At 45.4% G+C, this 25,600-nt stretch carries 26 protein-coding genes and 1 tRNA gene; 23 read left to right on the top strand and 4 right to left on the bottom strand.

Annotated elements, in window-relative coordinates:
* Nucleotides 1–66 precede the first annotated feature (66 nt).
* Both BJP58_RS19830 and gnd read right to left on the bottom strand, forming a co-directional pair.
* On the bottom strand, nt 67–744 hold the full coding sequence (locus BJP58_RS19830; RefSeq protein WP_194540278.1) for a GntR family transcriptional regulator: 678 nt from the start codon (nt 742–744) through the stop codon (nt 67–69).
* 134 nt (nt 745–878) lie between these two features.
* Complete coding sequence (gene gnd, locus BJP58_RS19825) at nt 879–1,778, bottom strand: phosphogluconate dehydrogenase (NAD(+)-dependent, decarboxylating) (RefSeq protein WP_194540277.1); 900 nt, start codon at nt 1,776–1,778, stop codon at nt 879–881.
* Nucleotides 1,779–2,233: 455 nt separating this feature from the next.
* Between gnd and rpmH the strand changes: the two genes are divergently transcribed.
* From rpmH to BJP58_RS19765, 12 genes are all read left to right on the top strand, one after another.
* Entirely contained in the window at nt 2,234–2,368 is a 135-nt protein-coding gene (gene rpmH, locus BJP58_RS19820; RefSeq protein ID WP_006207379.1) for a 50S ribosomal protein L34, read from the top strand.
* Nucleotides 2,369–2,591: 223 nt separating this feature from the next.
* Entirely contained in the window at nt 2,592–2,942 is a 351-nt protein-coding gene (gene rnpA, locus BJP58_RS19815; protein WP_009591465.1) for a ribonuclease P protein component, read from the top strand.
* A gap of 75 nt (nt 2,943–3,017) precedes the next feature.
* Nucleotides 3,018–3,905, top strand: a complete 888-nt coding sequence (locus tag BJP58_RS19810) for a YidC/Oxa1 family membrane protein insertase (RefSeq protein ID WP_071219308.1) — start codon at nt 3,018–3,020, stop codon at nt 3,903–3,905.
* Complete coding sequence (jag, locus tag BJP58_RS19805; protein ID WP_194540276.1) at nt 3,902–4,690, top strand: RNA-binding cell elongation regulator Jag/EloR; 789 nt, start codon at nt 3,902–3,904, stop codon at nt 4,688–4,690. Before BJP58_RS19810 ends, jag begins: the two co-directional genes overlap by 4 nt.
* 189 nt (nt 4,691–4,879) lie before the next feature.
* A complete protein-coding gene (gene mnmE, locus BJP58_RS19800; RefSeq protein WP_194545002.1) occupies nt 4,880–6,256 on the top strand; it encodes a tRNA uridine-5-carboxymethylaminomethyl(34) synthesis GTPase MnmE in 1,377 nt (458 codons plus the stop codon).
* Between the two features lie 109 nt (nt 6,257–6,365).
* The gene (gene mnmG, locus BJP58_RS19795; RefSeq protein WP_194540275.1) at nt 6,366–8,252 is read left to right on the top strand and encodes a tRNA uridine-5-carboxymethylaminomethyl(34) synthesis enzyme MnmG; all 1,887 of its coding nucleotides are present in this window, start codon (nt 6,366–6,368) and stop codon (nt 8,250–8,252) included.
* A 3-nt stretch (nt 8,253–8,255) separates the two neighbouring features.
* Nucleotides 8,256–8,978, top strand: a complete 723-nt coding sequence (gene rsmG / locus BJP58_RS19790) for a 16S rRNA (guanine(527)-N(7))-methyltransferase RsmG (RefSeq protein ID WP_194540274.1) — start codon at nt 8,256–8,258, stop codon at nt 8,976–8,978.
* A 1,469-nt stretch (nt 8,979–10,447) separates the two neighbouring features.
* The gene (gene noc / locus BJP58_RS19785; protein WP_194540273.1) at nt 10,448–11,266 is read left to right on the top strand and encodes a nucleoid occlusion protein; all 819 of its coding nucleotides are present in this window, start codon (nt 10,448–10,450) and stop codon (nt 11,264–11,266) included.
* Between the two features lie 266 nt (nt 11,267–11,532).
* The gene (locus BJP58_RS19780; RefSeq protein WP_071219313.1) at nt 11,533–12,294 is read left to right on the top strand and encodes a ParA family protein; all 762 of its coding nucleotides are present in this window, start codon (nt 11,533–11,535) and stop codon (nt 12,292–12,294) included.
* Entirely contained in the window at nt 12,287–13,126 is an 840-nt protein-coding gene (locus tag BJP58_RS19775; protein ID WP_113058531.1) for a ParB/RepB/Spo0J family partition protein, read from the top strand. Before BJP58_RS19780 ends, BJP58_RS19775 begins: the two co-directional genes overlap by 8 nt.
* Before the next feature lie 235 nt (nt 13,127–13,361).
* The gene (locus BJP58_RS19770) at nt 13,362–14,510 is read left to right on the top strand and encodes an aminotransferase class V-fold PLP-dependent enzyme (RefSeq protein WP_194545001.1); all 1,149 of its coding nucleotides are present in this window, start codon (nt 13,362–13,364) and stop codon (nt 14,508–14,510) included.
* Between the two features lie 38 nt (nt 14,511–14,548).
* Nucleotides 14,549–15,049, top strand: a complete 501-nt coding sequence (locus BJP58_RS19765; protein WP_194540272.1) for a DUF4446 family protein — start codon at nt 14,549–14,551, stop codon at nt 15,047–15,049.
* Here the strand turns inward: BJP58_RS19765 and yyaC are convergent.
* On the bottom strand, nt 15,024–15,629 hold the full coding sequence (gene yyaC / locus BJP58_RS19760) for a spore protease YyaC (RefSeq protein WP_194540271.1): 606 nt from the start codon (nt 15,627–15,629) through the stop codon (nt 15,024–15,026). The genes BJP58_RS19765 and yyaC overlap by 26 nt on opposite strands.
* 239 nt (nt 15,630–15,868) lie before the next feature.
* Between yyaC and BJP58_RS19755 the strand changes: the two genes are divergently transcribed.
* The 4 genes from BJP58_RS19755 (at nt 15,869) to BJP58_RS19740 (ending at nt 17,536) form a co-directional block, all read left to right on the top strand.
* Nucleotides 15,869–16,144, top strand: coding sequence for a putative Se/S carrier protein (locus tag BJP58_RS19755; protein WP_397376655.1), 276 nt, complete (start codon nt 15,869–15,871; stop codon nt 16,142–16,144).
* Nucleotides 16,145–16,160: 16 nt separating this feature from the next.
* Complete coding sequence (locus tag BJP58_RS19750; protein ID WP_194540270.1) at nt 16,161–17,048, top strand: mechanosensitive ion channel family protein; 888 nt, start codon at nt 16,161–16,163, stop codon at nt 17,046–17,048.
* A 69-nt stretch (nt 17,049–17,117) separates the two neighbouring features.
* The gene (locus tag BJP58_RS19745; protein WP_071219319.1) at nt 17,118–17,339 is read left to right on the top strand and encodes a DUF951 domain-containing protein; all 222 of its coding nucleotides are present in this window, start codon (nt 17,118–17,120) and stop codon (nt 17,337–17,339) included.
* A gap of 106 nt (nt 17,340–17,445) precedes the next feature.
* A tRNA-Ser gene (locus BJP58_RS19740) sits at nt 17,446–17,536 on the top strand.
* Nucleotides 17,537–18,108: 572 nt separating this feature from the next.
* Here BJP58_RS19740 and BJP58_RS19735 read toward each other — a convergent pair.
* Entirely contained in the window at nt 18,109–18,303 is a 195-nt protein-coding gene (locus BJP58_RS19735) for a YjzC family protein (protein WP_071219336.1), read from the bottom strand.
* Nucleotides 18,304–18,541: 238 nt separating this feature from the next.
* Here BJP58_RS19735 and rpsF point away from each other — a divergent pair, with 238 nt between their 5' ends.
* From rpsF to opp4C, 7 genes are all read left to right on the top strand, one after another.
* Nucleotides 18,542–18,826: a 30S ribosomal protein S6 gene (gene rpsF / locus BJP58_RS19730; protein ID WP_009591503.1), complete on the top strand. Its 285-nt coding sequence runs from the start codon at nt 18,542–18,544 to the stop codon at nt 18,824–18,826.
* A gap of 48 nt (nt 18,827–18,874) precedes the next feature.
* Nucleotides 18,875–19,369, top strand: a complete 495-nt coding sequence (gene ssb / locus BJP58_RS19725) for a single-stranded DNA-binding protein (RefSeq protein WP_071219337.1) — start codon at nt 18,875–18,877, stop codon at nt 19,367–19,369.
* A gap of 21 nt (nt 19,370–19,390) precedes the next feature.
* Nucleotides 19,391–19,663, top strand: a complete 273-nt coding sequence (rpsR, locus tag BJP58_RS19720) for a 30S ribosomal protein S18 (protein WP_006207333.1) — start codon at nt 19,391–19,393, stop codon at nt 19,661–19,663.
* Nucleotides 19,664–20,469: 806 nt separating this feature from the next.
* Nucleotides 20,470–21,144 (top strand): SOS response-associated peptidase, encoded by a 675-nt coding sequence (locus tag BJP58_RS19715; protein WP_194540269.1) that lies wholly within the window; start codon nt 20,470–20,472, stop codon nt 21,142–21,144.
* 726 nt (nt 21,145–21,870) lie between these two features.
* Nucleotides 21,871–23,634, top strand: a complete 1,764-nt coding sequence (locus BJP58_RS19710) for an ABC transporter substrate-binding protein (protein ID WP_194540268.1) — start codon at nt 21,871–21,873, stop codon at nt 23,632–23,634.
* A gap of 66 nt (nt 23,635–23,700) precedes the next feature.
* Entirely contained in the window at nt 23,701–24,663 is a 963-nt protein-coding gene (locus BJP58_RS19705) for an ABC transporter permease (protein ID WP_194540267.1), read from the top strand.
* 12 nt (nt 24,664–24,675) lie between these two features.
* Nucleotides 24,676–25,599, top strand: coding sequence for an oligopeptide ABC transporter permease (gene opp4C, locus BJP58_RS19700; protein ID WP_194540266.1), 924 nt, complete (start codon nt 24,676–24,678; stop codon nt 25,597–25,599).
* The last annotated feature ends 1 nt before the right edge of the window (nt 25,600 follow it).

Below are 25,600 nucleotides of genomic sequence, written 5' to 3'. Positions count from 1 at the left end.
TGTATACTTGTCGACAACTTAGAGCGTGCACAGTGTTTCGTAAGACGGAGGAAGGGAGGATTAAGGCTAACCCTCCGGAAAACTAAGATGAAGCGTCTGACGGGAATCATCGAAGTAATGCTGAACCGCCGTTTGGATCCGTGCCGGATCCAGGGATTCCATCTCTGCAATTAGCTGAAGATGCTTGTCCATGACATACCGAATCTTGGTGCCTCCGCCACCAAACACCTGACGGGTCGTAATTAACATGACTGTGATTACGATAGGGCGAATGCTCTTCCACAGATGAAGAATCCGTTTATGGTTCGCTTCCGTAATGATCCGTTCATGAAAAGCCAAATCCTGATAGGAGAATTCAACCGGGTCCTGATGTTTGGCTGCAAGCTCCATCCGATCGACGATTTGTTTTAAATGCTGGATTAATTCCGGCTGGGGATTCGCAAACACCTGGCCTTGAACAAAGCTCTCGATAAGGAAACGAACATCGTATAATTCCTCTACTTCTTTAAGCGATAAGCCCATGACAACGGCGCCCATGCGCTCCAATTGGATCAATCCTTCGCTGGACAGCGTTTTCATTGCTTCCCGCACAGGAGATCGGCTGGTGCCGAATTCACCTGCAATCCGATTCTCCGACAGGATTTCTCCGCGCTTGATGATGCCGCTAATAATCTGCAATCTCAGTTCACTGGCGATGGCCTCTCCTAGAGAGGCCCCCTGAAGCCATGTTGAGGGAAATTTCATAGCATAATTCTCCAATCCGTACTGATTCTAATTTTCTCTAGTGGTAATGATACCACATCGAAAGGAGAAGGGACCATGATGAGGCTATGACATGATGCCCTTAAGAAGCAGCAGGTTATAGAAAAGAATCAACGTTATTCCGACTTCTCAACTGCATGGCCGCCGAATTCATTACGCAGCGCTGCAACGACTTTGCCGTGGAACGTATCTTGGTCAAGGGAACGATAGCGCATAAACAGCGACATGGCGATAACCGGTGCGCTGGCTTGTACCTCAAGCGCCGTTTCTACGGTCCACTTTCCTTCGCCGGACGATTTCATCACGCCTTTGATGCCATCCAGCTTCGGATCCTTGGAAAATGCGTTTTGCGTCAGCTCCATGAGCCAGCTGCGAATGACGGATCCATTGGACCATACCCGGGCGACATCCTCATAGTTGAAGTCGAATGCGCTTTTTTCCAATACTTCAAAGCCTTCCGCAATGGATTGCATCATACCGTATTCGATTCCGTTATGGACCATCTTCAGAAAATGGCCGCTGCCGCTTTCACCGGCATACAAGTAACCGTTCTCGACAGCCATATCCTTAAACAGGGGCTCAATGCTGGTGAATATGTCGCGATTGCCCCCAATCATAAAGCAGCCACCATGATGTGCGCCTTCCATGCCTCCGGAAGTGCCGGCATCAAAATAATGTATGCCTTGGTCTGCTAGACGTGCTGCACGGGATTTGGAATCTTTATAATGCGAGTTGCCGCCGTCAATCAGAATATCACCGGACTCGAGGAGCGGAGTGAGAGAATCAATGACGGAATCCACAATATTTCCGGCAGGCACCATCATCCATACGATGCGGGGTTTATCCAGTTTCGCAACGAGCAATTCAGTTGATGCTGCGGCTTCGGCACCACATTGGGCAGCTTGATCGACCAATTCCGTATTTAAGTCGTAAGCTACGACCTGATGCTGATGATGAATCAGATTCTGAACCAGATTGAGGCCCATTTTCCCCAGACCGATCATGCCTATTTTCATAAAACAATGCAGCTCCTTCTTAGGTGTATACTTGTATACAACTTAAATTCAATTATTTATACTACTCCTTTATACCTCTTGTGTAAATAAGGGGGCATGCGAGCGATGAAAGGACTTACATGGATCGAAAAATGACATCCACAATGTTTTAAAATAGGTTATCCCCATGTGGATAATTCAAAACTAGCAATAATGACTACTTGTGGAAAACTTAAGTGCTTGCCGAGGTCAAGTAAGGTTTGACTTTTGGGCCTGAACGTGATTAAATGTATAAAGGCATTTTCTGTGAAGATGAGAACATTATCCGCTACCATTTAGCGGTCTGTTTACAAGAGATACGTCCATAGACGTCGGTTCAACAAATCGCGGTCTATTCTTCCGTGAAAGTGCGTCGATTGACGTTATGATCTTAAAATATGGGTAAGACATATTCCTGTAAGGGGGTGCATTAATTCATGAGACCGACTTTCAAACCGAATGTAAGCAAACGTAAAAAGGTACATGGCTTCCGTAAAAGAATGAGCACGAAGAACGGACGCAAAGTATTGGCTAATCGCCGTCAAAAAGGCAGAAAAGTACTGAGCGCGTAATATTGTGCCACGAAGACCACCGAGGTGGTCTTTTTTTCGTAATATCTCCTGCAGTGTGAGGAGTTTCCTTATGAAACCGGCAGAATATAAGCTAAAGTAGGCTTAAAGTATTCCAATTGGAGTGTTTATCGCGGTTTTGGCATGACTATACTATTATAATAGAAGAGATGCCAAAGAGGCTTAAGATTATTGAACTTGATTAACGGCAGGGCGGGAGAAACTTGTGCATAGAAAACTTCGTTTACGGAACCGCGCTGATTTCAGCCGGGTATATCGACACGGAAAGTCCTTCGCCAATCATCAATTTGTTGTATATTGGTCACGCAAAAAAGAGGTAGAGCAGTTTCGCGTTGGCGTTTCATGCAGCAAAAAGATCGGCAATGCGGTTGTCCGCAACCGGATGAGACGGCTGGTTAAAGAGATTGTCAGGCACCATCAGCATCAGATTATCGAGCATATCGACCTGATTTTTATCGTTCGAAAGGGAGCCCTCGATAAGTCTTATCAGGAGCTGGAGAAAAGCGTGCTTCATGTATTGAGGAAATCGTCCCTTCTGAAAGCGAAGAGGGGCTGAACCATGTGTTTATTTGTCCATATAAATATGTTATGATTTACCGTGGAATGGAATGGCGAAGAGAGGGGTTTTGAAGTGTCGTTCATGAAGACAAGACGAGGAAAATGGTTCCTCCTCACCGCTGTAATACTTGCAGTGGCCGTTATATCAGGTTGTGCGCCTGGAGCTGACCAAACGCGTACCATTGAAGACTTGAAAAATGGAGGCTTTTGGCAGAGCAACGTTGTTTATTACTTTACATGGGCACTTGATACGTTTGCTACATGGTTTAACGGTGAATACGGATTGTCCGTACTCGTGATGGTGCTTATCGTCCGTACCTTGATTTTACCGCTGACTCTGAAACAGGTCAGAAGCTCGAAGGCAATGCAGGCCATTCAGCCTGAAATTCAGAAAATTCGCGAGAAATATAAAGATCAACCTGAAAAAGTTCAAATGGAAACGATGAAGCTCTTCCAGGAGAATAAGGTTAATCCGATGGCGGGATGTTTGCCGCTGATCGTACAAATGCCGATATTTATCGCACTCTATCATTCGATTTACTATAACAATCTCCTTCGTGATCACGAATTCCTGTGGCTGCAATTAGGTCAACCGGACAAGCTGTTTATTTTGCCGGTGCTTGCCGCTGCAACGACTTATTTCCAAACGAAAATGATGATGAAGATGAACCCGTCTCCACAAATGGGGATGATGCAGTTCATGCTGTTCGTTTATCCGATTCTGATCTTTGTAATGTCCTTCCAGTTCCCTTCAGCACTTCCGTTGTACTGGTTCTACAGTAACCTCTACACCATCGTGCAGAATTACTTCTTGTACCGCAACAATGACAAGGCTGCTGTCGTGGCAAGTGTTGCCAGCGCAACCGACGGTCAGAAGAGTAAGAGCGGTAACAAGGGCGGGAAAAAGAGTGGCAGCAAAGGCGGGAAAAAAGGTTCGAAGGGAGCCAAGAAGTCGAGATGACTAAAATCGTCGCAACAGGAAAAACCATTGAAGATGCTGTCGCACAAGGGCTGGCCCGATGGGGTGTAAGTCAAGACCGTGTATCGGTTCAAGTATTGAGTCAGCCATCAAGAGGATTCCTGGGCCTGTTTGGGGTCAAGGAAGCGAAAGTCGAACTAACGCTCCTGCCTGACGGTGCCGGCGGCGATTCATCTGTGAAGGAAGTACCTCCTACAAACGCGCAAGCCGTTCCGGCCAAAGTGGTTCAGGTCTCCAATACCTCTGTTATGACGCAGGAACCTCCTGCTGTCAGCAGTGATATAGAGAACCCTGCCACAGCTTCGTTTGAAGGCAAGGATCCTTATCAGGAAGCCATCACCTTTCTTAAGGATACCGGACAAGCCATGGGGCTAGATATTTCGGTTGAGATTGAGAAGGGGAAAGACTTTACCACGCTTCAAATTTCTGGCGCCGGACTCGGATTGATGATCGGGCGTAGAGGTCAGACTCTGGATGCCCTTCAGTATCTGGCAAATATCGTAGCTAACCGTTATTCCAACAGCTATCTTCGCATCGTACTGGATGCGGAGAACTTCCGAGACCGTCGCAAGAAGACGCTGGAGGATCTGGCGGATCGGTTAGCGGGACGGGTACTGAAGACCCGTAAAGAGATTGTGCTTGAGCCTATGCCTGCTGCTGAACGGAAGGTGATTCACGCTAAACTCCAGTCGCATGGAGCCGTGAAGACGTACAGCAAGGGCGAAGAGCCGAACCGGCGGGTTGTCATTACACCCAAGTCGTCCTAAATGAGTTGAAGAGTATATATAAACAATGACTCCTTAAGCTTCAAGAGGGAGTCATTGTTTTTTAAAGAGACCTATAGAGGAAGATCCCGTTGGAGGTTTTTCTTTCAAGTTGATAGATGAAGAAGCCGGATTGTACATGGTATGGCTGTAATTCCGATGTTTTTTACAAAGAAAGAGGTGAAGGAAGCGATGTTTAGTGATACGATCGCAGCTATTTCAACAGCTGTCGGTGAAGGCGGCATTGCGATTATTCGCGTCAGCGGTCCGGACTCCGTTCCGGAAGTGGAGCGTATATTCAAAAGTAAAAACAAGTTAACACAAGTGGATTCCCATACCGTTCATTACGGTCATATTGTGGATCCAAAAACGGGAGAAAACCTCGAAGAGGTCCTTGTAACTGTGATGCGTGCTCCACGATCATTCACGACCGAGGATGTCGTCGAGATCAGCGCGCATGGCGGGGTCATCTCCGTAAAACGCGTCATGGATCTGTTGCTTCAATTAAACATCCGTTTGGCGGAACCCGGTGAATTTACGAAGCGGGCTTTCTTAAACGGCCGGATCGATCTGTCCCAGGCGGAAGCCGTTATGGACCTGATTCGTTCGAAATCCGATCGCGCCTTCTCCGTTGCGCTCAAGCAGGTCGAAGGAACGTTATCCCGTAAGATCAACGAGCTGCGGCATACCCTGGTCGAAACGCTGGCCCATATCGAAGTGAATATCGATTACCCTGAGCATGATGTGGAGTCGCTTACTTCAGAGTTCATTAAAGAGAAAAGCCAGCTGGTCATGGGTGAAATTGATAAGCTGCTGAAGACCGCGCAAGAAGGGAAAATCCTGCGTGAAGGGATTACGACAGCTATTATCGGTCGCCCCAATGTGGGCAAATCTTCGCTTCTGAACACGCTGGCCCAGGATAATCGCGCGATTGTCACGGATATACCCGGTACGACTCGCGATGTGATTGAGGAATTTGTCACCATTAACAACATTCCGTTGAAGCTGCTTGATACCGCGGGTATCCGAGAAACGATGGATGTGGTCGAGCAGATCGGCGTTGAACGATCCAAGCATGCGGTTAACGAAGCGGATCTCATTCTGCTCGTGCTGAATGCCAATGAACCGCTGCATCAGGACGAATTGGAATTGATGGAACAAATACGCGGTAGACAATGTATTATCATTATGAATAAAATGGACTTACCGTCTAATCTCGATCTGGACATTCTCCATCGATACTATCCCGATGAATTGATTGTTCCGATGTCGGTGAAGGCGCAAGAGGGTATTGACCGTCTGGAAGAGGCCATATCCAACTTGTTCTTCAGCGGCCAGATTGAAGGCGGAGATCTGACGTATGTGAGCAATGTGCGACATATTGCTTTGCTGAAGAAATCCAAGCAGTCGCTGCAGGATGCTTATGATGCGGCTGAACAGCTCATTCCGATCGATATGATCCAAATCGATGTGAGAATAGCCTGGGAGCAGTTAAGTGAGATATTGGGTGAAGCGGTTGGCGATTCGCTCATTGATCAGATTTTTTCACAGTTTTGCTTGGGTAAATAAGCTTCAAGCCTTACTATATATAGTAGGAACAGCTCAACATTTTCAGGGAAATCCGAGGTGGAATCCCTTTGATTACGTATATAACACAATTAGAACAGGAGGGTGAGCTATGAGTTATATGGGTGGCACTTATGACGTGATTGTAGTCGGTGCAGGACATGCCGGCTGTGAGGCTGCACTTGCATCTGCACGAATGGGTGCTGAAACGTTGATGGTTACAATTAACCTGGATATGGTTGCTTTTATGCCATGTAACCCGTCCATTGGAGGACCTGCAAAAGGCCATGTCGTTCGCGAAATCGACGCACTGGGCGGAGAAATGGGACGCAATATCGATAAAACCTTCATTCAAATGAGAATGTTGAATACAGGTAAAGGTCCGGCTGTCCACGCACTGCGTGCTCAAGCGGATAAGTTTTCTTATCAGCATACCATGAAAGAGACGATGGAGAAGGAAGAGAAGCTTACCCTTCGTCAGGGTATGGTGGATCAGCTCATCGTAGAAGATGGCGTATGCGTTGGGATCGTGACGCAGACGGGTACGGAATATCGTGCGAAAGCGGTTGTGCTGACAACCGGTACGTATTTGCGCGGTAAAGTCATTATGGGTGAATTGATGTATGAGAGCGGTCCGAACAATCAACAGCCGTCCGTAAAACTTGCGCATAACCTGCGCGAGCTTGGATTCGACCTTGTTCGATTCAAGACAGGTACACCACCGCGGGTGCATAAGGATACGATTGATTTCTCCAAGACCGAAATTCAGCCTGGGGATGAGAAGCCTAAGTTCTTCTCTTATGAAACAAAATCCTCCGACAATGAGCAGCTTCCTTGCTGGTTGACGTATACGTCGGTGGATACGCATCAGATTATCAATGACAACCTTCACCGCGCACCGATGTTCTCTGGTGTTATTGAAGGTACTGGACCACGTTACTGCCCGTCTATCGAAGACAAAATCGTTCGTTTTGCCGACAAGCCGAAGCATCAGATTTTCCTTGAGCCTGAAGGTAAAAATACGAAAGAATACTACGTGCAGGGGCTATCCACCAGCATGCCTGAGGATGTTCAGCTTGCGGTTCTTCGCTCCATTCCCGGAATGGAGAAGGTAGAAATGATGCGTAACGGGTATGCTATCGAGTATGATGCGATGGTGCCAACGCAGCTGTGGCCGTCTCTGGAAACGAAAAAACTGCCGGGTCTGTTCACGGCTGGACAGATCAATGGAACCTCGGGATATGAAGAGGCAGCAGGTCAAGGCATTATGGCGGGTATCAATGCGGCACGTAAAGTGCAGGGCAAAGAGCCTGTTATATTGGATCGCTCCCAGGGTTATATTGGAGTGCTGATTGATGACCTGGTGACCAAAGGGACAAATGAGCCTTATCGTTTGCTCACCTCCCGTGCAGAATACCGTCTGCTGCTTCGCCATGATAATGCCGATCTGCGTCTTACCGAAATCGGCCATGATATCGGACTGATCTCGGAAGAGCGTTATGCCAAATTCGTGCTGAAGAAGCAGCTCGTTGAGCAGGAGATCGAGCGTCTTCGCCAAACGAAGGTGAAGCCGGTTGACGTAAATGCGATGCTGGAAGCAGCCGGATCAGCACCAATCGTGGACGGAAGCAATATGCTGACGATTCTGCGCCGTCCGGAAATTACGTTTGCGATGATTGAGTCGCTCTCCCCGTCTCCATACGAGCTGGATGAGGAAATGAAAGAGCAAGTCGAAATTCAAATCAAATATGCGGGTTATATTGAGAAACAGCTGGGACATGTGGAAAAGCTGCAGAAGATGGAGAAGAAACGCATTCCGGAGGATATCGTTTATGACGAGGTCAACGGACTGGCCATGGAAGCTCGGCAGAAGCTGAACAAGATCCGTCCGATCTCCATTGGCCAGGCATCGCGCATTGCCGGCGTAACACCGGCGGATATTTCGATACTTCTCGTTTACCTGGAGCATTATAACCGGGTAACCGCAGCGAAAGGATAAGGAATGGACGACATTCAGAAGGCTTTTGTTGACCGGCTCGGAGAGCACGGGATCACGATTGATGAGAAACAGCTCCAGCAGTTCGAGATGTATTACGAAATACTGGTGGAGTGGAACGAGAAAATGAATTTAACTGGAATTACGGAACGGGAGCAAGTCTATACGAAGCATTTTTACGACTCGATTACGCTCGCCTTTTATGTGGATGTGACCCAAATCGGCAATCTGGCGGATATCGGATCAGGTGCTGGCTTCCCGGGTATTCCTCTGAAAATATGTTTCCCGCATGTGCACCTGACGATTGTGGATTCACTTAACAAACGGATTAACTTTCTGAAGCATGTCGTGGATACGATTGGCCTGACGGGGGTTGAACTGATTCACGGGCGTGCGGAAGAGGTTGCTCGCAAGCAGGGATACCGTGATGGGTTCGATCTGGTCACAGCGAGAGCGGTAGCTCGCATGGCTGTGTTGAACGAGTTCTGCCTACCTTTTACGAAGGTAGGGGGGCGATTCGCAGCGATGAAGGGCAGTGACCCTACGGAGGAGGTGAAGGAGGCTGCTCGCAGCTTGAAAGAGCTGAGAGGGGCTTTGAACAAGGTTCACTCATTCTCCTTACCCGTAGAGGAATCAGGTCGGCATATCGTGGTGATCGATAAAAAGGGAGCCACGCCTTCCAAGTACCCCCGTAAGGCGGGTACGGCCAGTAAAACGCCGATCGTGTAAGCATTTTGCCATCGATCTAGATACTGTCAATCACGCCGGTCTCCCTTTCAGAGACAACCTTTGCTAGAAGACATGCAAACCATTCGAGAGAAGGACTCTATGGAGTCCTTCTCTTTTTTATTGACTTTGTAGATTTGCCTTGAGAGGGAAGGGAGGTCGTTAATATTAGTTTTATTTACATATGAAGTATATAGAAATTGATTTGTTGTATTTTCGTTGATTAAGCCCTACTCTTATCGGTTGTCATTATAATTAGAGAGGTGAAACAAGAAAACATACATCACAGTTTACCGACTGAGAGGAAGCCCTTAAGGATCTCATAAGAAGTTTTTTACGACTCGATGGCACGCTCACTTTTACGTTTTTTTATCAAGTGGAACGGAGGTTACCTCTAAAGGGAGCAGGGTGATTAAAGCTGAGCTTTTAAATAAGGATGGACATCCACACTGTGAATGTATCTCATAAACTTTGAATGTTTCACGTGAAACATTTGAAGTTTGCTGTGAGTTATAAGCTAGGCATCTATATGGAAGCATTAAACTCTTTGACAAATTAATTTTAACATCAACTATGTTATTTAATTTGAATAATGAAGATGGAAATCTCAAAAAAGTTTGTCAGCAACTATCCATCGTATTCATGCACTGGACAGGGGAACTTGCAGGGAGCAGTGAACCATGATGTGCATCAATCGAGTGAATCTACTACTAATATAGATTCGTTCTACTTAGACTTTGATGATAATGGTTGTTCAACAGATTTAATCTATTGGCAAATCCTACAATTATTCTGAATCTAGAATCACAAGAAAGGCTGCTGGGTAGATGATGTGGCTCAATAACATGATTTCGACGCCAAAACTTTGGAACTGTGCACAAATCATGTATAAAGCAAACGAGAAATGAAGGAAAAAAGGTGATATTGGAGAATAGAGTTATAGGACAAAAAGTGGTAGAATAGAATCGTAGTATCCATTTGGACAGAAGGGCCGGTTTGCCCGTTCTTTAATAGGATGAAAGAGTATAAATCCTGGTTTGGTCACTTTTCCATCCTTGCTTCGTGCAGTCAACAACTTTGATCGTTGTGGCTGCTGTTTTTTGGAAGGTACCATGCCATCCCATGGGATCATGGCCTTAAGCGAAATAGAAAAACATATATACCACTTGTGAGATATCGATTGATCGTAAGCATCATGATAAAACCTCCTGTTATATCTCTCAAGAAGCAACCGCTTCATGCAGCGGTTTGATCAGAGAAATACGGCAATGATCACCACATGCGTCTTTCTCCGATCAGCATGAAATCTGTTTTTGCAGGGAAATGCCTGGCACCACAGTGGATTCTAGCGCCAATGGATGGTGGTACAATCCGTGTATGACTCCATGTTGTGGTTATCCAATCGTATAACCGATTCCGGGATATTCGGAGGCTTATCCGTGCTATCATGAAATTAGGTGGTAATATACGGAATGAAAGAACAATTTTCGAGATTGTTTGGCTTAGCGGCAGAGCGGAACCAAGGGGATGAAGTGAAACAAATCCCGGTAAACGAGGTTGTCAGCAGCCCATACCAGCCACGGACGATTTTTGATGACGAGAAGATTGATGAATTACTTCAGACAATTAAAACCCATGGAGTCATTCAACCTATTGTCGTTCGTGTCCGAAATGGCATGTATGAGATCATTGCAGGGGAACGCCGCTGGCGTGCGGTTAAGAAGCTGGGTCTGGACACGATTCCGGCCATTGTTCGGGAGTTCAACGATTCACAAGCTGCCTCCATTGCGTTAATCGAGAATCTGCAGCGTGAAGGCCTTACTTCGATTGAAGAGGCAGTGGCTTATCAGAAGTTGATTGATCTTCATCAATTGACACAAGAGAGCTTGGCACAGCGGCTAGGCAAAAGCCAGTCCACGATTGCAAACAAGATTCGTTTGCTGCAGCTGCCGGAAGCAGTCAAGTTGGCATTGATGGAACGCAAGGTGACGGAACGCCATGCGCGTGCGCTGCTCTCATTGGATAATGAAGAAACCCAGCTTAAAGTGCTGGACGAGATCATTACCAAGGAACTGAATGTGAAGCAGACAGAGGCACGAATTGCCTTTTATAAAGAAGTAACAACAATGAAGAAGGCGAAGCGTATATCGTACAGCAAGGATGTTCGCCTGGCTCTGAACACGATCCGCCAATCGATCGATATGGTCTCAGGCTCTGGGATGGCTATTAAAACAACAGAGAATGATCATGAAGATCACTATGAAATCGTTATAAAAATACCTAAACGTTAAGATATGGTGTGAAGCGGTATGCATCGTACCGCTTTTTCTGTTGACCAAGAGATAATGCTCTGCAGCGGTCTATGTTGCTTAACGAAAGGTTTTGGTTTGATGTTGCAGATGAGAAACATGTAATTTATTATTACTCATTTTCATCGCCGCTATATCCTGGGCATCCCGAGATCATCGGGATCGCTCGCTTATTACATATACAGCCTATGCTGTATATCATCTATTGCGACTACTTAGAAGAGTCTTCCTACATTGAGGTGAAATGAGTGTCAAAGATAATTGCCATAGCAAATCAAAAGGGCGGTGTCGGCAAAACGACGACTTCCGTCAATCTGGGAGCTGGATTGGCTTCGCTTGGCAAACGGGTGCTTTTGGTGGATATTGACCCCCAAGGTAACACGACGAGTGGGGTTGGCATTAATAAAGCCGATGTTGCAAATTGCATTTACGATATTATCATCAATGAAGTACACCCGAAGGACGCCATCTGTGGGACTAACATCGAAGGCCTGGACATCATTCCGGCAACCATTCAATTGGCTGGTGCTGAGATTGAGCTTGTTCCTACGATATCGCGTGAAGTACGATTGAAGAAATCACTTCAATTAGTCAAACCCCAGTATGATTATATTTTGATTGATTGTCCTCCATCGCTTGGCATTTTAACGATTAATTCATTGACCGCAGCCGATTCCGTGATCATCCCGATTCAATGTGAATACTACGCACTCGAAGGTCTGAGTCAGCTGCTGAATACGGTTCGCCTTGTTCAGAAACATCTGAATACATCGCTTAAGATTGAAGGTGTATTGTTGACGATGCTGGATGCGCGCACGAACTTGGGCATTCAGGTGATTGAAGAAGTGAAAAAGTACTTTCAGGAAAAAGTGTACAGAACGATTATTCCTAGAAATATTCGTTTGAGTGAAGCACCATCTCATGGACAGTCGATCATTACTTATGATCCTCGATCTAAGGGAGCGGAAGTATACTTGGAGCTGGCAAAGGAAGTGATCTCGTATGAGTAAACGATTGGGAAAAGGGCTGGATGCGCTTATTCCATCTTTGTCTATTCATGATGATGACAAGGTAGTGGAAATTCCGCTTAGTCAATTGCGAGCGAATCCGTATCAGCCGCGCAAGACATTTAACGATGAGGCTATCCAGGAATTGGCGGAATCGATCCGCCAGCATGGAGTTATCCAACCGATTATCGTCCGCAGTGTGCTGAAAGGGTATGAGATTATTGCCGGGGAGCGCAGATTCCGGGCGTCCCAATATTGCGGCAAAGCAACGATACCGGCAGTGGTTCGATCATTTAGCGATCAACAAGTCATGGAAATTGCCCTGATCGAGAACCTGCAGCGGGAGAACCTGAACGCCATGGAGATTGCTGTAGCTTACCAAGGCTTGATGGAACAATTTTCCTTAACACAAGAAGAGCTGTCATTGAAGGTGGGGAAGTCTCGTTCACACATCGCTAACTTTTTGCGATTGCTTTCTCTACCTGAAGAAGTGAAGGACAATGTTTCACGTGGAACATTATCTATGGGACATGCCCGGGCGATCGTTGGAATTAAGGATCCCATTCTTGTTAAACAGTTGGCAAAACAGTGTGTGGAGCAAGAGTGGAGTGTCCGTGAATTAGAGGAAGCGGTTAAGAATCTGGATCGCAAACCAACGGATAAAGCAAAGCCTAAGGTTAAGAATAGAGATCCTTATATCGATCATCTGGAAGAGGATCTAAGAGAACGTTTTAAAACTACGGTAAAAATTAAGCACAATAAGGATAAAGGGAAGATTGAGCTTAATTACTATAGTAAACAGGACCTGGAGCGATTGTTGGAACTTCTTCAATAAAGAGCCGTGGTGCTGTTGAAGAAGAAACTATCATGCGTAATGGGTTGAGTCACAAATGGTTGAACAGCAAATGAGTGCGATTAAAAACCAAAGACATGTCGACGTTCCTGTATGGGAATGAGATATGTCTTTATTTAACTAAACGTGAAGCCATAGCCTTGATACTCCGAACTTGGAGATATTTGGACATATCCTGTTAAGAGACACCAATACGGCGAAAATGAAGGTGAATATCATGGACCCGATCGTTTATCTGGATCATGCAGCCACTTCGTGGCCAAAGCCGCCTCAAGTATTTGAGGCGATGAGAAAGGCGATGGAAGAGGCGGCTGCAAACCCGGGACGTGGGAGTCACCGGATGGCGGTGAAAGCTTCCCGTGTGCTCTATGGAACACGGAGGACGCTCGCAGACTTGTTTGGGGTAAAGAATCCTAACGATATTGCACTGACATCGAATACAACAGAAGCGTTGAACTTAGCGATCAAAGGGTATTTGCGTGAAGGCGATCATGTGATTGCTACCATGATTGAACATAATTCAGTGCGAAGACCGTTAGAGTATTTGAAACGCACCCGAGGGGTACAAGTAGACTATATTCCTGTCGATGAGGAAGGTCAGCTTGATCTGCAACTAATAGAGGGAGCTTTTCGTTCTAATACTAGGCTTGTTGTGTGTAGTCACAGCTCCAACCTTCTTGGTTCCATCATTCCTCTCGTTGAAATCGGAGAACTGGTGAAGAGAAAAGGGGCTGTACTGCTCGTGGATGCTGCCCAGAGTGCCGGTATGCTGGATATTCATGTGGAGGCGATGCATGTAGGTATGTTGGCTTTTCCGGGGCACAAAGGGCTTCTGGGGCCGCAAGGAACAGGCGGGTTGTATATCTCGCCTGATATTGATCTGGAACCATTACTGCACGGAGGCACAGGGAGTCAATCAGAGGCTATTGAACAGCCGACGGTACGTCCGGATCGATATGAGGCAGGGACGCCTAACACGATTGGACATGCGGGACTGCAAGCGGGTGTGAAGAAGGTGCTTGAATGGACACCGCAGCATATTTACCAACACGAATGGGAGCTAACCCAATATATGATTGAGGGTCTGCAAGAGGTAGGAGGCCTTCGAATATTAGGTCCTGCACTTGGTCAAGCGAGGACAGGTATCGTAGCTTTTGTGTCAGAGCGATACAGCGCGTCCGAGTTAGCTTTTCGACTGGACCGGGAATATGGGATTGCCGTGCGTGCTGGTTTTCATTGCACACCGCTTGCTCATATGGCATCAGGCACGGAACAGACAGGTGCAGTCAGAGCGAGTGTGGGGATATCTACTAGCCGTGACGAAGTAGAGCTCATGCGAAAGGCGATTGCGGAAATTCATAGATAATCAAATAGATCAAGATGGAGAAGAGGAAGGAAGAAAGCATGTCTGAATTAAATGAATTGATCATGGAGCAGCTTCATTGGTTTGTCGTCGGAATGGTCATGATCATCTTGATCTTATGGATAACTTTAATTGTTCAAGGGACAAAACTGCGTAAAATGAAGCGTCGTTATGATGCGATGATGGCAGGCAGTGGGGTAGAAGATATTGAATCACTGTTGGTCCAACTGAAAATCCAAATGGATGAGATTGAAGAGGGCCATGCCCATCATCAAAAAATGCTGGATACGATCAGCGGCAGTTTGAAAGGAATGAAGTCCAAGGTTGGTATCGTACGATACAATGCGTTTGGCGAGCGGGGGAACGAAATGAGCTTCTCCCTGGCTATTCTCAGTGAACAAGAGGAAGGGATCGTGCTGACCGGTCTGCATAACCGGGAGAGCTCCTATGTGTACGCTAAACCACTGAAGGATGGGCAGTCCAAATATCCATTGTCTCCGGAAGAAAAAGAGGCCGTCACTCTTGCGCTGCAAGAAGGGTAGAACGGTTCCACTCTTTAATGCCTGCAAATAGGCAGGTTGCAATAATATCGGACAACCGCATGACCAAGCTTAAGCGAGTGTTCTGCAATACGAAGTATTCCATAAAGCCGCCGACATTGACGATGCCCGTTACGTGGATATCGCCGACCGGCGGTAATTCTTTATGTACGCCAGCTCCGGGCTTTAGAGGGCCATCGGATATCTGAATAGAGCCTACACTTGATGATTGCCCCAGACACGCATCAATGCCGATCACAAAAGGGTTGTCGAATTTTTCATATATCGCCGTTAGTGTATCCTTCAGATTCATGGCGTGGACAGGCTCGTCCAGCGTGCCATAGAGATGAAACAGGGGACTGTTGTAGCGTGCAAGCGAGGTGCCGACAAGGGGTCCCAGACAATCGCCGGTAGAACGGTCGGTACCGATGCAGACAATGACAAGCGGACGATGCTGAATACGGGCGTCAGATAGATGGAAGAGCAAGCGATGTATAATAGCAGAATGGATATTAGGGTCCGTGTGTGGTATTTTTAAGCTGGAAGCCTCCGGGCGAGACGTGATTTTAGATAGACGGTTCATAGAATCTTCCTTTCGTCTGCATTTGGTAGTATCAGTATATGGATGAAAGACTGTTTTTATACTTTGGGATTCGCTTAAAATGTGATTTAAATTCAACTCGGACAGAAGAATGTTCTCAGGATAAGGAATGTGCCTGGGCAGAATGAGGTATATGAATATACTTGATCTATGAAAAGGTTTATATAAAACTCTTAATCATTGGGAATGATGATGAGAAGAAATTAGAGAAAATGATAGCCATGATGGAGGGGGACGGGGCAGTGGAAGGCGCGATGTTGATCGCATTTGATTCCACCCAGCAGGCGCTGCGTGCAGAAATGCTGCTGGAGTACGCGGATATCGAAATTGATCTTTTTCCTACACCAAAAGAGATTACGGCTGGCTGTGCATTATCGATTCAATTCCCGCCTGATGCGTTAAATGATGTTCAAGCGATCATCCGACAGGAGCATGTGGAGATCCGGGGTATCTTTGCGTTGGATAACAACGAGAAGTATATCAACATCGAAGAGTAAGGGGAGGACATCAGGGATGAGGGGCTTTAGTTACTTATCTGGGGATGTAAATTTAGAGATATTGGCTGAGGAGGCTGAGGGTTTGAAGGATCAGATATGGAGATGGTTAACGAATGAAGAGATGTGGATGAATATCCTGTCATCCGGCATTCGGGTCATTATCATTTTTATTCTGACGCGTCTCGTGATACGAGTTGTGTATAAGATGATTGATCAGTTTATCCTTAGGCAGGAGAAGAGCCGAATTCAAGTGAACTCAAGACGGTTTGTCACGGTAGGGGAGTTGCTAAAAAATGTAACCTCTGTTGTGTGCAACTTTGTTATGATTTTGATCATTCTCTCAGAGTTCAACTTCAAGTTAGGGCCACTGTTAGCCGGTGCCGGGGTACTTGGCCTTGCCATAGGTTTTGGTGCACAGAGTTTAGTGAGGGATGTTATTACCGGATTCTTCATTATATTCGAGGATCAGTTTGCAGTAGGCGACGTAATCAAGAGTGGTGAGTACCGGGGAACTGTTGAAATGATCGGACTTCGCACATCGCGAGTTAAAGGATTGAATGGAGAGACCTATATTATTCCGAACGGAATGATTACCAGCGTCACGAATTACTCCCTTTCCAATTCATTAGCCATTGTAGATTTGCCCGTAAAGAACGACCAGCAGGTGAAGGATACGATTACGCTAATTCAGTCGGCTCTTACGGGAATCATGGACCGACGCCCAGAGGTCCAGCGGACACCGGATGTATTAGGAATCCAGTCATTGAATACTTCTGAATATGTTGTTCGTATAGTGGCGGAATGCAATCCCAATGCAAGAGAGTATGTGGAGCGCCAGATATTTACGGATATCAAACAGGCTATTGAAGCACGGGATATGGGACAAGAACGCGTTCAGGCTTGATCTAACCGGTTATCCAATGATATATAATAGATAGAAGAAGTAATAGAGAAGTAAAAGGGAGCGATAGCCATGGAGCGCAAGGTATTTCAGTTAGGGGATATCGTTCAGATGAAGAAGCCTCATCCCTGTGGAAATAATGAGATGGAGATTATTCGCATGGGGATGGATATTCGGATCAAATGTACCAAGTGTCAGCATAGCGTGTTGATTCCCCGTGTAAAGTTTGAGAAGAATATGAAGAAGGTTTTGCGTTCGGCTCAGGAGACGGAAGGGGCGGGAGATACACCGTAATATCTCCTCTCCTAAGCGTTCCAAGCGGTCATTGAAATCCAAGGAACAGCGAGATCGACAAGCTATTGACCAGATAACGTTTCCATGATATAATCAATTCTGCTGTGGAAAGGTACCCAAGAGGCCCAAGGGGGCTGACTCGAAATCAGCTAGGCGTCGCAAGGCGTGCGTGGGTTCGAATCCCACCCTTTCCGCCACCAATCGTTGAAAGTTCCGCTGTTATGGATATAAACGATGTTTGATACATAAGTTAGGCGTTAAGCTGTAAAGCGCCCTTGAATAAAACACCCTCATGCAGACGATCTGTGGGGGTGTTTTTCGTTGCTACAAGCATGAGCAAAGGTCCCGAGCTTTGAACGAAAAAAGAAGGGCCCGATTGGGCCCTTCTTTCTGGGTAGGCGGTGCTTGTGAATTGGAATCATTTTATCAGCACTTCTGCGAACCTTGTCAATAGCTTCACTTGTCCAAGCGGTCAAGCATTCGGCTCATTTCCTCAGCTTGCAATCCGTGTGACGATCAGAAACCTCATGCGTCGTTCTGCTGCAACGTTCAACGGAACCACACCTCTCTCATGCACCGCCTGATTATAATGTGCGCATAAAGGTCGGTTTGTATACATGCGAATTTCACTGGATGAAAATCCCAACATTAAATGTTTAGTTTTCATGGATTAGCTGACAGTTTTCAAGCAATGTTCTGACAACTCCCTGTGCACAAGATGCCGTAGACACGATGTGCACAGGCTCCTGAAGCTGATCACTTCGGGCTATTACTTAGGCTGCACTCGGCGTTTGTTTAACCATACACGATCATCATTTTGGGTTTCGGGAAAGGTATCGCCTTTGCTCATTTTAATTTGACGTGGGTTTTCGATCCCCATGATGTGGTCTCTGACGCCCACTTCCATATAAATACCGTTGTTTGGGGCTTTGTCACCCGCACGAAATTCGGACTGTTCTCCCATTGTGAATTTCCTCCTCATTATGATGGATGGACTGCATGTATTATCATGCGCCATTGGACCCTAAATCATTGCAGGGAAAGTGAGAAAGGCGCGGAAATAAAGGGAAGAGCGCAGATTCAGCACCGAAAAGAAACTTGCATCCGATCACCCGTTCTGATATAGTATTATGGTGCGAGTTAGACTCGCTCCTTGCTCTCAACAGAGATTGAGGGCCGAAGTCCATAAGGAGGTGAAACATATGCGCAAATATGAAGTGATGTACATTATTCGTCCTGACATTGAACAAGAAGCTGTTCAAGCTGCAGTCGATAAATTCCAAGGCATCATCTCCAACGGCGGAGAAATTACAAAGCATGACGTAATGGGTAAACGCCGTCTTGCGTATGAGATCAAGAAATTCCGTGATGGCGTCTACGTTCTGGTAAACTTCAACGCAACACCTGAAGTTGTAGCTGAGCTTGAGCGTCTCATGAAGATTTCTGACGAAGTTATTCGTTATCTCATCACGAACGACGTTGCTTAATACGTAAATAAACTTTGTAATTGATTTCGTTCTAAGGAGGGGATTGGATTGTTGAACCGTGTCATTTTGATTGGCCGACTGACTAAGGATCCCGAGCTGCGATATACTCCTTCAGGTGTTGCTGTAACGCAATTTACACTTGCTGTCGATCGTCCGTTTACCGGACAAGGCGGGGAGCGCGAAGCGGATTTCATTCCGGTCGTGACCTGGAGACAGCTTGCGGAGACTTGTGCAAACTATCTGCGTAAAGGCCGTCTGACGGCTGTAGAAGGGCGCATTCAAGTGCGGAATTACGAGAATAACGAAGGTAAGCGTGTATACGTCACCGAAGTCATTGCCGATAATGTTCGCTTCTTGGAGTCAAACCGTGAAACAAGCGGTGGCGGAGGAAATCGTGAGGAATCATCGTTTAGCGGAGGAAGCAACAGCAATAGCAGTGGCGGAAACCGCGGGAACAATAACTACTCGCGAAACAACAATCAGGATCCTTTTTCCGATGAAGGAAAACCGATCGATATTTCGGATGATGATTTGCCATTTTAATACGGAAAGGACTGACAACACATGGCTTTTAAACAAAGAGAAGGCGGAGACAACGACAAAAGACCGGCACGCCGCGGCGGCCGCAACAAGCGTCGTAAAGTATGTTTCTTCACTGTGAACAAAATTACTCACATTGACTATAAAGATACAGACCTGCTCAAGAAATTCATCAGCGAGCGCGGAAAAATCTTGCCTCGTCGTGTAACAGGTACTAGCGCTAAATATCAGCGTGCCCTGACGATTGCGATCAAACGCTCCCGTCAAATCGCATTGCTTCCATACACAACTGAGTAATCATTTGTGTCAAAGCGGACCAGCCTAATCATAGGCTGGTCCGCTTTTTTATTATGGTAGAGCCCAGGGTAGGCTTCGTGAGTAATGTGATGAGAATTGTTAGAGTCAGTCTCACAAGTAAACACTGCGTAAATCACAAGTATAAAAGCTCAGGGCTTTAAAGAAAAATTCATTTCGGCGTGAAACGGAGTTATCCAAATGATGGGACGCATAATGTCTCCACGGAAGAATCGTGTCTCCCCAGAGTGTACACTAAAGAAGAAAAATAGCTGCCGACAAATACAAGCCTGGTGTAAAGCTTTCCAGTTTTAAAGCCCTGAAATGATGTCTTCTTTAAACGGACAGTGTCTATTGTAAGCAATACATTTTTATACATAACGGAGTACTCCATGTAAGAAATAAAAAACCGGTTATGAGGGTGAAAAAGAAGCAATCTGAAAAAATTCCTTCTATTATATATAGGTATGTATCAGCTCATCAAATGAGCGCTGGGGCGATCTCCACTTTGAAAGTAATATACCCTCGAAAAGATACCTAAAAAAAGAGAACGATTTAAGTAGACCCCATGCTTTCATAATTGAGAATGATGTCTATCGTATACAAACATGATAGAAGAACATTGCCACGACAGAGTGGCATAGAAAATTTAATATTGTGATTACATAAAAGTTGCAGAAACCTTTCAATTTTATGATGTCCACTCCAGGGATACAAGCGTACAAGCAGTGGAAGCTCCATGTTGTTAGTCTTATTATGCATATTCCGCCTCCATTATCCAAACGATAAAGGAAAAAGGAGGTAGTTATATGTGTAGACGATTCTCGCTGTCCGCAGGGATCGATGAAGTGAATCAACGCTTTGGCATTAATCGGGTAATGTATTACTACAAGAGCCGGTACAACATTAGCCCTACCCAAACCATGCCGGTCATTATACAAGAACAGGGAGAACGAGTGCTTGATGAGTATCGATGGGGGTTAGTGCCCTATTGGGGTAAAGACGCAGTCAATGCTGATATTACAACCGTTGATCAAAATCCCACTTACCGTAAAGCGATTGACACAAGACGCTGTGTGATCCCTTGTAACGGTTTATATTACTGGCGAACGGTTGGTAAACGGAGTTATGCGGTACGGACCGTAATCGGGGATCATGAAATATTCGGTATGGCTGGTTTATACGAGACATGGCGCGATGCCAGGGGAAATGAAATGAGAACATGCACGGTTCTAATGACAGAGGCCAATGAAGCGATTCGAGAGTTCGAAACACGAATGCCGGCGATTCTGTCAGAGGAAAACATGGAAAAGTGGCTGGATCCGGAGATCCAAGGGAGACATGCGGTGCATCCGCTGCTTCATACGTATCGCGGGCAGATGCGAATGTATCCGGTGACGCCTTTAGTGGCTGACGATACGAATGATCACCAGCAGTGCATTGAAGAGATGGATTTAAAGCTCGCTTGGGTGAAGAATCTGTAGTTCGCAAGTATGAAAGAGCAAGGTTGATTTATCTGACATGGAATTCAACATAAAAGCAATCCGGACCACAGTCCTGGATTGCTTTTTTTAAGCGTTAACGCTGTAGGAGGTAAAACTATGAGAAAGCAGAACCATAAATACACGTCATCTAATACCGAATTGAAGCATATCGTAAGGATAATATATTACATAAAAATGGTTTCTAGTTGTAATCAAGGAAGACAATCGCAGTATGCGTAAAATAATATAACATATACATAACTTAAAGAACTCAACCAATGAAGATGTAGATGAAATTTTAGATATTGTGTAATAAAATATTACATATACACTGTTAAACCACAAGTGATTATAGCTATAAATTGTAAATAAATCTTGATATTACATACATTTTCAGTAAACTAAGGATATACAACGGAGATAAACTTAATTATTAACCTCAAAAACGACGTTAAAAACATGATTTTTGAGAAATATGAAAAAAAGTAATTGACGTTACCTAAATTTACACGTATCATAACATTAATTTTATAGGCAAGAAGATTTTGCTAGAGACTTTGGCACTAATTGACCAATGGTATATTTTCTGTAAAACTTTCAATTTATTTCACATCATGCCATGACATCCTGGAGAACGAGAATTCTGTTCGAAATTATTTAAGGATGATTTCAATATTCGTCCTGATAATTTATAATGCAACAACATTTTTTAAGAGGAGGATTCGCATGAAGAAAAGAATGTCACTTCTGCTTGCAATCATGCTTTTGGCCATCACGGTACTGGCTGCATGTTCGAGCGGAGGAACAGCAGAACAGCCAAGTCAAGGGGAGCAAACGGAGCAAACACCACCAGCTGAAGGCGACAAAGATACTACAGAACCGCCTGCTGAAACTGGAGACGAAAGCCAAGGTTACTTCGAGGCAGAAAATCCATCTGCTAATCCGGCGAATGCGTTGGCACGTAAAGACACACTCGTTGTTGGTATGACAGCGCCTAAAGGGGTATTTAGCCCATTCTACTGGCAAACAGCATATGACAAATATGTTGTAGAAGCAATTTTCGATTCTTTCTTCTCGCTGAACGGTGATGGAACTTATAATAATCGCCTGGCTGAGAGCGTGGAAGTATCCGAAGACAAATTGAAATACACATTCAAATTGAAGCCAGGCGTGACATATTCTGATGGCACTCCGGTTACTGTAAAAGACTATGCTTTCGCTATGAAAGTTTATCATGATTCCAGCTATGACGGCCAATCCGATCTGATGTCCGTTCATATCAAAGGCGGTAAAGAGTACAACGAAGGTAAAGCTAAAGATATCTCCGGTATTAAAGTCATTGACGACCATACTATTGAAATCGAAGTTACCGAAGCAAACGCCATGACCAAAGATAATCTCGGTACGATTCCTTTTGTACCGGAAGCATACTATGGAAAAGGTTACAAGCAAGGCAACCTGGAATATATGAAAGATCTGCATGCTAAACCAATTGGTAGCGGTCAATATGTACTGAAAAGCTTCTCTCCTGGACAAGAGGTTGTATTGGAAGCTAACCCGAACTACTTCTTGGGCGCACCAAAAATTAAGAACGTAATATACAAGACAACTACCGAAGAAACTAGATTGGCTATGTTCCAATCCGGTGAAATCGATATGGATATGGTTACTGTTAACGAAGATAACGTAGAAGCGTTGAAAGAGATGGGCTTCTTGGACATTAACATCTTCCCAACCAATGGTTATGGTTATGTTGCGATGAACCATAAAGATCCTAAGTTCCAAGACCCTAAAGTTCGTCAAGCATTGATTTATGGTTTGAACCGCGCTGAGGTTGTAGAAATTATCTATGGCCAATATGCTAACGTAATCAACATTCCACAGTCCAGCGAATCATGGGCTTTCACGAATGAAGGTATTGAGCCGTATGAGTTTGATATGGAAAAAGCGAAGCAGCTTCTTGATGAAGCAGGATGGGCTCCAGGTGCTGATGGCATCCGCGAGAAAGACGGCAAGAAATTCGAGATTCATTTCTCGGCAACTGCTGACAACCCGGTAATTGATGCTTTGATTCCTGTCATGACACAGAACTACCAAGAGCTGGGCATCAAGTTGACAGCTGAAACTTTGGACTTTAATGCAATCATGGATAAGAAGGATAAAGGCGAGTTCGATATGTTCTTTGCTGCATGGGGCTTGACTCCAGATCCAGACTCCACGGTATATATCACAGATGGACAGCAAAATGACATCGGATATTCCAACCCTGACTATGATGCAGCTATGAAAAAAGGTCTAAACGCCTTTGATCTGGAAGAGCGTAAAGCTGCTTATGCTGAAGCATATCAAGTGCTGAATAAAGACGTTCCGGATCTTCCGATTTACCAAAGACGTGATGCATGGGCAATCAACTCCAGATTGAACGGCATTGACATCACACCGTACAAAGATTTCGCAATTGACCTGTACAAAGCAGAAATTCAACAATAGCATCAAGAAACATATGCTCAGCTCGCAAGAGCTGGGCATATGCACTTATAAGCCGGGAGGAATATTATGAAGCAGTACATTATCCGGAGGCTGCTGCAGATCATCCCGACCATGATCGGGATCTCGATTCTCATATTTGCAATATCATCTTTGGTACCAGGTGATTATATCACTGCAGTGAACAACCCGACGATGACTGCTGAGAAAGCAGCTCAGCTTCGGGAAATTTATGGTTTGGATAAGCCGCCTGTTGAGCGTTATCTTACATGGGTCGGTAATATGTTAAAGGGCAATCTCGGAGATTCCCTTGTGCACAAACAACCTGTCACAACCGTAATGAATAATTACGTATGGAATTCTTTTTTTGTGGCTATTTTCAGTTTAATATTGAGTTGGATAATAGCTGCTTTTGCTGGCGTGTTCTCAGCGAAGTTTCAGTATTCATTGTTTGATAAGATCATAACTTTATTAGTTTTCTTGTGTATGTCACTGCCTTCTTTCTTTCTCGGACTCCTGCTTATCAAGTTTCTTGCCTTGGATTTAGGATGGTTCCCTGTTGGCAGTATGAAGACTTCGGGAATGAACGGAAGCACATGGGATCAACTGATCGATATTGCATGGCATATGTTCTTACCGGTTACCGTGCTTACGATGCTGAGCACAGGTAGTTTGACGCGGTATTTCCGTACAAGCATGCTGGAGGTTATCCGTCAGGATTACATCCGCACAGCCCGTGCAAAGGGATTGAAAGAACGTACGGTTATTTTCAAGCATGCGCTGCGTAATGCCATGCTTCCTGCCATCACTCTCATGGGCTTTGAGCTTCCATCTTTATTTGGTGGAGCCATCATCATGGAGAAAATTTTCATCTGGCCCGGGGTCGGTCAAGTCTATCTGGAATCGATCAATATGCGGGACTATCCGTTCATGCTTGGGTTCACAGTATTCATATCCGTACTGACACTTCTGGGCAACCTATTGTCTGACGTTCTATATGGAGCTGCAGATCCAAGAATTCGCTTAAAGTAGGAGGAGATTCACTTGTCCGCAGAGACTGCACCATTAAAAACGAATCTACCAGTTCCGAAGAAGCGGCCGGATTCCCCATGGCGAATTGCGATTCGCCGTTTTTCCAGAAACCGTCTCGCTGTCATCGGACTTTTCATAATTGTATTTATGTTTTTGCTGTGCTTTTTTGGCCCTTTCTTTTCACCTTATTCCTTATATGATTACAGTGTGGCTGATAAGAATTTGCCCCCAAGCTCGAAGTATTGGCTAGGTACCGATAAGCTTGGGCGAGATATTTTACTGCGTATGATGCTTGCTGGACGAATATCCCTTTTGGTTGGCCTTGTTGCCACAGGCATTTCGGTCATCATCGGAGCAACCTTGGGAGCTTTAGCGGGTTTTTATCGTAAATGGGTGGACACGCTGATTATGCGTGTGGCTGATATTTTTATGGCATTGCCTACGCTGCCGATCCTGATTATTCTGGGGGCGATATTGTCAGACCTGAAGGTGGAGCCAACGGATCGTATCTATTTCTTGATGTTGATTATCGGTGTGTTGGGCTGGAGCAGCATCTCCCGTCTCGTACGTGGTCAAATCTTGGGGCTCCGCGAGCAGGAGTTCATGCAAGCAACAGAAGCTTTAGGTCTTAAAGATCGTCGGAAGATTTTCCGCCATCTGCTTCCTAATACGATTCCTATCATTATTGTATCTGCAACCTTAGGGGTAGCAGGCGCGATTATTTTTGAATCTTCGCTAAGCTTTCTCGGAATTGGGGTTGTTCCACCAACACCATCCTGGGGAAATATGATTTCTGCGGCAAACAACTTGATTGATTTCCGGAAGAGACCATGGCTATGGATTCCGCCAGGTATGTGTATTCTGGTTACCGTAGTTGCAATCAACTTGATCGGTGACGGGCTTCGCGACGCACTTGACCCGAAAATGAAGAAGTAGG

Source organism: Paenibacillus sp. JZ16, assembly GCF_015326965.1.
In the GTDB taxonomy this organism is placed as follows: domain Bacteria; phylum Bacillota; class Bacilli; order Paenibacillales; family Paenibacillaceae; genus Paenibacillus_AQ.
Note: the sequence above shows the minus strand (reverse complement) of the source record. Positions and strands in the feature narration are given on the sequence as shown.

What these genes read in the sequence shown, in the direction of transcription:
- BJP58_RS19830 (WP_194540278.1), bottom strand. Translation starts at nt 744, where the DNA reads ATGAAATTTCCCTCAACATGGCTTCAGGGGGCCTCTCTAGGAGAGGCC.
- gnd (WP_194540277.1), bottom strand. Translation starts at nt 1,778, where the DNA reads ATGAAAATAGGCATGATCGGTCTGGGGAAAATGGGCCTCAATCTGGTT.
- rpmH (WP_006207379.1), top strand. Translation starts at nt 2,234, where the DNA reads ATGAGACCGACTTTCAAACCGAATGTAAGCAAACGTAAAAAGGTACAT.
- jag (WP_194540276.1), top strand. Translation starts at nt 3,902, where the DNA reads ATGACTAAAATCGTCGCAACAGGAAAAACCATTGAAGATGCTGTCGCA.
- mnmE (WP_194545002.1), top strand. Translation starts at nt 4,880, where the DNA reads ATGTTTAGTGATACGATCGCAGCTATTTCAACAGCTGTCGGTGAAGGC.
- mnmG (WP_194540275.1), top strand. Translation starts at nt 6,366, where the DNA reads ATGAGTTATATGGGTGGCACTTATGACGTGATTGTAGTCGGTGCAGGA.
- rsmG (WP_194540274.1), top strand. Translation starts at nt 8,256, where the DNA reads ATGGACGACATTCAGAAGGCTTTTGTTGACCGGCTCGGAGAGCACGGG.
- noc (WP_194540273.1), top strand. Translation starts at nt 10,448, where the DNA reads ATGAAAGAACAATTTTCGAGATTGTTTGGCTTAGCGGCAGAGCGGAAC.
- BJP58_RS19775 (WP_113058531.1), top strand. Translation starts at nt 12,287, where the DNA reads ATGAGTAAACGATTGGGAAAAGGGCTGGATGCGCTTATTCCATCTTTG.
- BJP58_RS19770 (WP_194545001.1), top strand. Translation starts at nt 13,362, where the DNA reads ATGGACCCGATCGTTTATCTGGATCATGCAGCCACTTCGTGGCCAAAG.
- BJP58_RS19765 (WP_194540272.1), top strand. Translation starts at nt 14,549, where the DNA reads ATGTCTGAATTAAATGAATTGATCATGGAGCAGCTTCATTGGTTTGTC.
- yyaC (WP_194540271.1), bottom strand. Translation starts at nt 15,629, where the DNA reads ATGAACCGTCTATCTAAAATCACGTCTCGCCCGGAGGCTTCCAGCTTA.
- BJP58_RS19755 (WP_397376655.1), top strand. Translation starts at nt 15,869, where the DNA reads ATGATGGAGGGGGACGGGGCAGTGGAAGGCGCGATGTTGATCGCATTT.
- BJP58_RS19750 (WP_194540270.1), top strand. Translation starts at nt 16,161, where the DNA reads ATGAGGGGCTTTAGTTACTTATCTGGGGATGTAAATTTAGAGATATTG.
- BJP58_RS19745 (WP_071219319.1), top strand. Translation starts at nt 17,118, where the DNA reads ATGGAGCGCAAGGTATTTCAGTTAGGGGATATCGTTCAGATGAAGAAG.
- BJP58_RS19735 (WP_071219336.1), bottom strand. Translation starts at nt 18,303, where the DNA reads ATGGGAGAACAGTCCGAATTTCGTGCGGGTGACAAAGCCCCAAACAAC.
- rpsF (WP_009591503.1), top strand. Translation starts at nt 18,542, where the DNA reads ATGCGCAAATATGAAGTGATGTACATTATTCGTCCTGACATTGAACAA.
- rpsR (WP_006207333.1), top strand. Translation starts at nt 19,391, where the DNA reads ATGGCTTTTAAACAAAGAGAAGGCGGAGACAACGACAAAAGACCGGCA.
- BJP58_RS19715 (WP_194540269.1), top strand. Translation starts at nt 20,470, where the DNA reads ATGTGTAGACGATTCTCGCTGTCCGCAGGGATCGATGAAGTGAATCAA.
- BJP58_RS19710 (WP_194540268.1), top strand. Translation starts at nt 21,871, where the DNA reads ATGAAGAAAAGAATGTCACTTCTGCTTGCAATCATGCTTTTGGCCATC.
- BJP58_RS19705 (WP_194540267.1), top strand. Translation starts at nt 23,701, where the DNA reads ATGAAGCAGTACATTATCCGGAGGCTGCTGCAGATCATCCCGACCATG.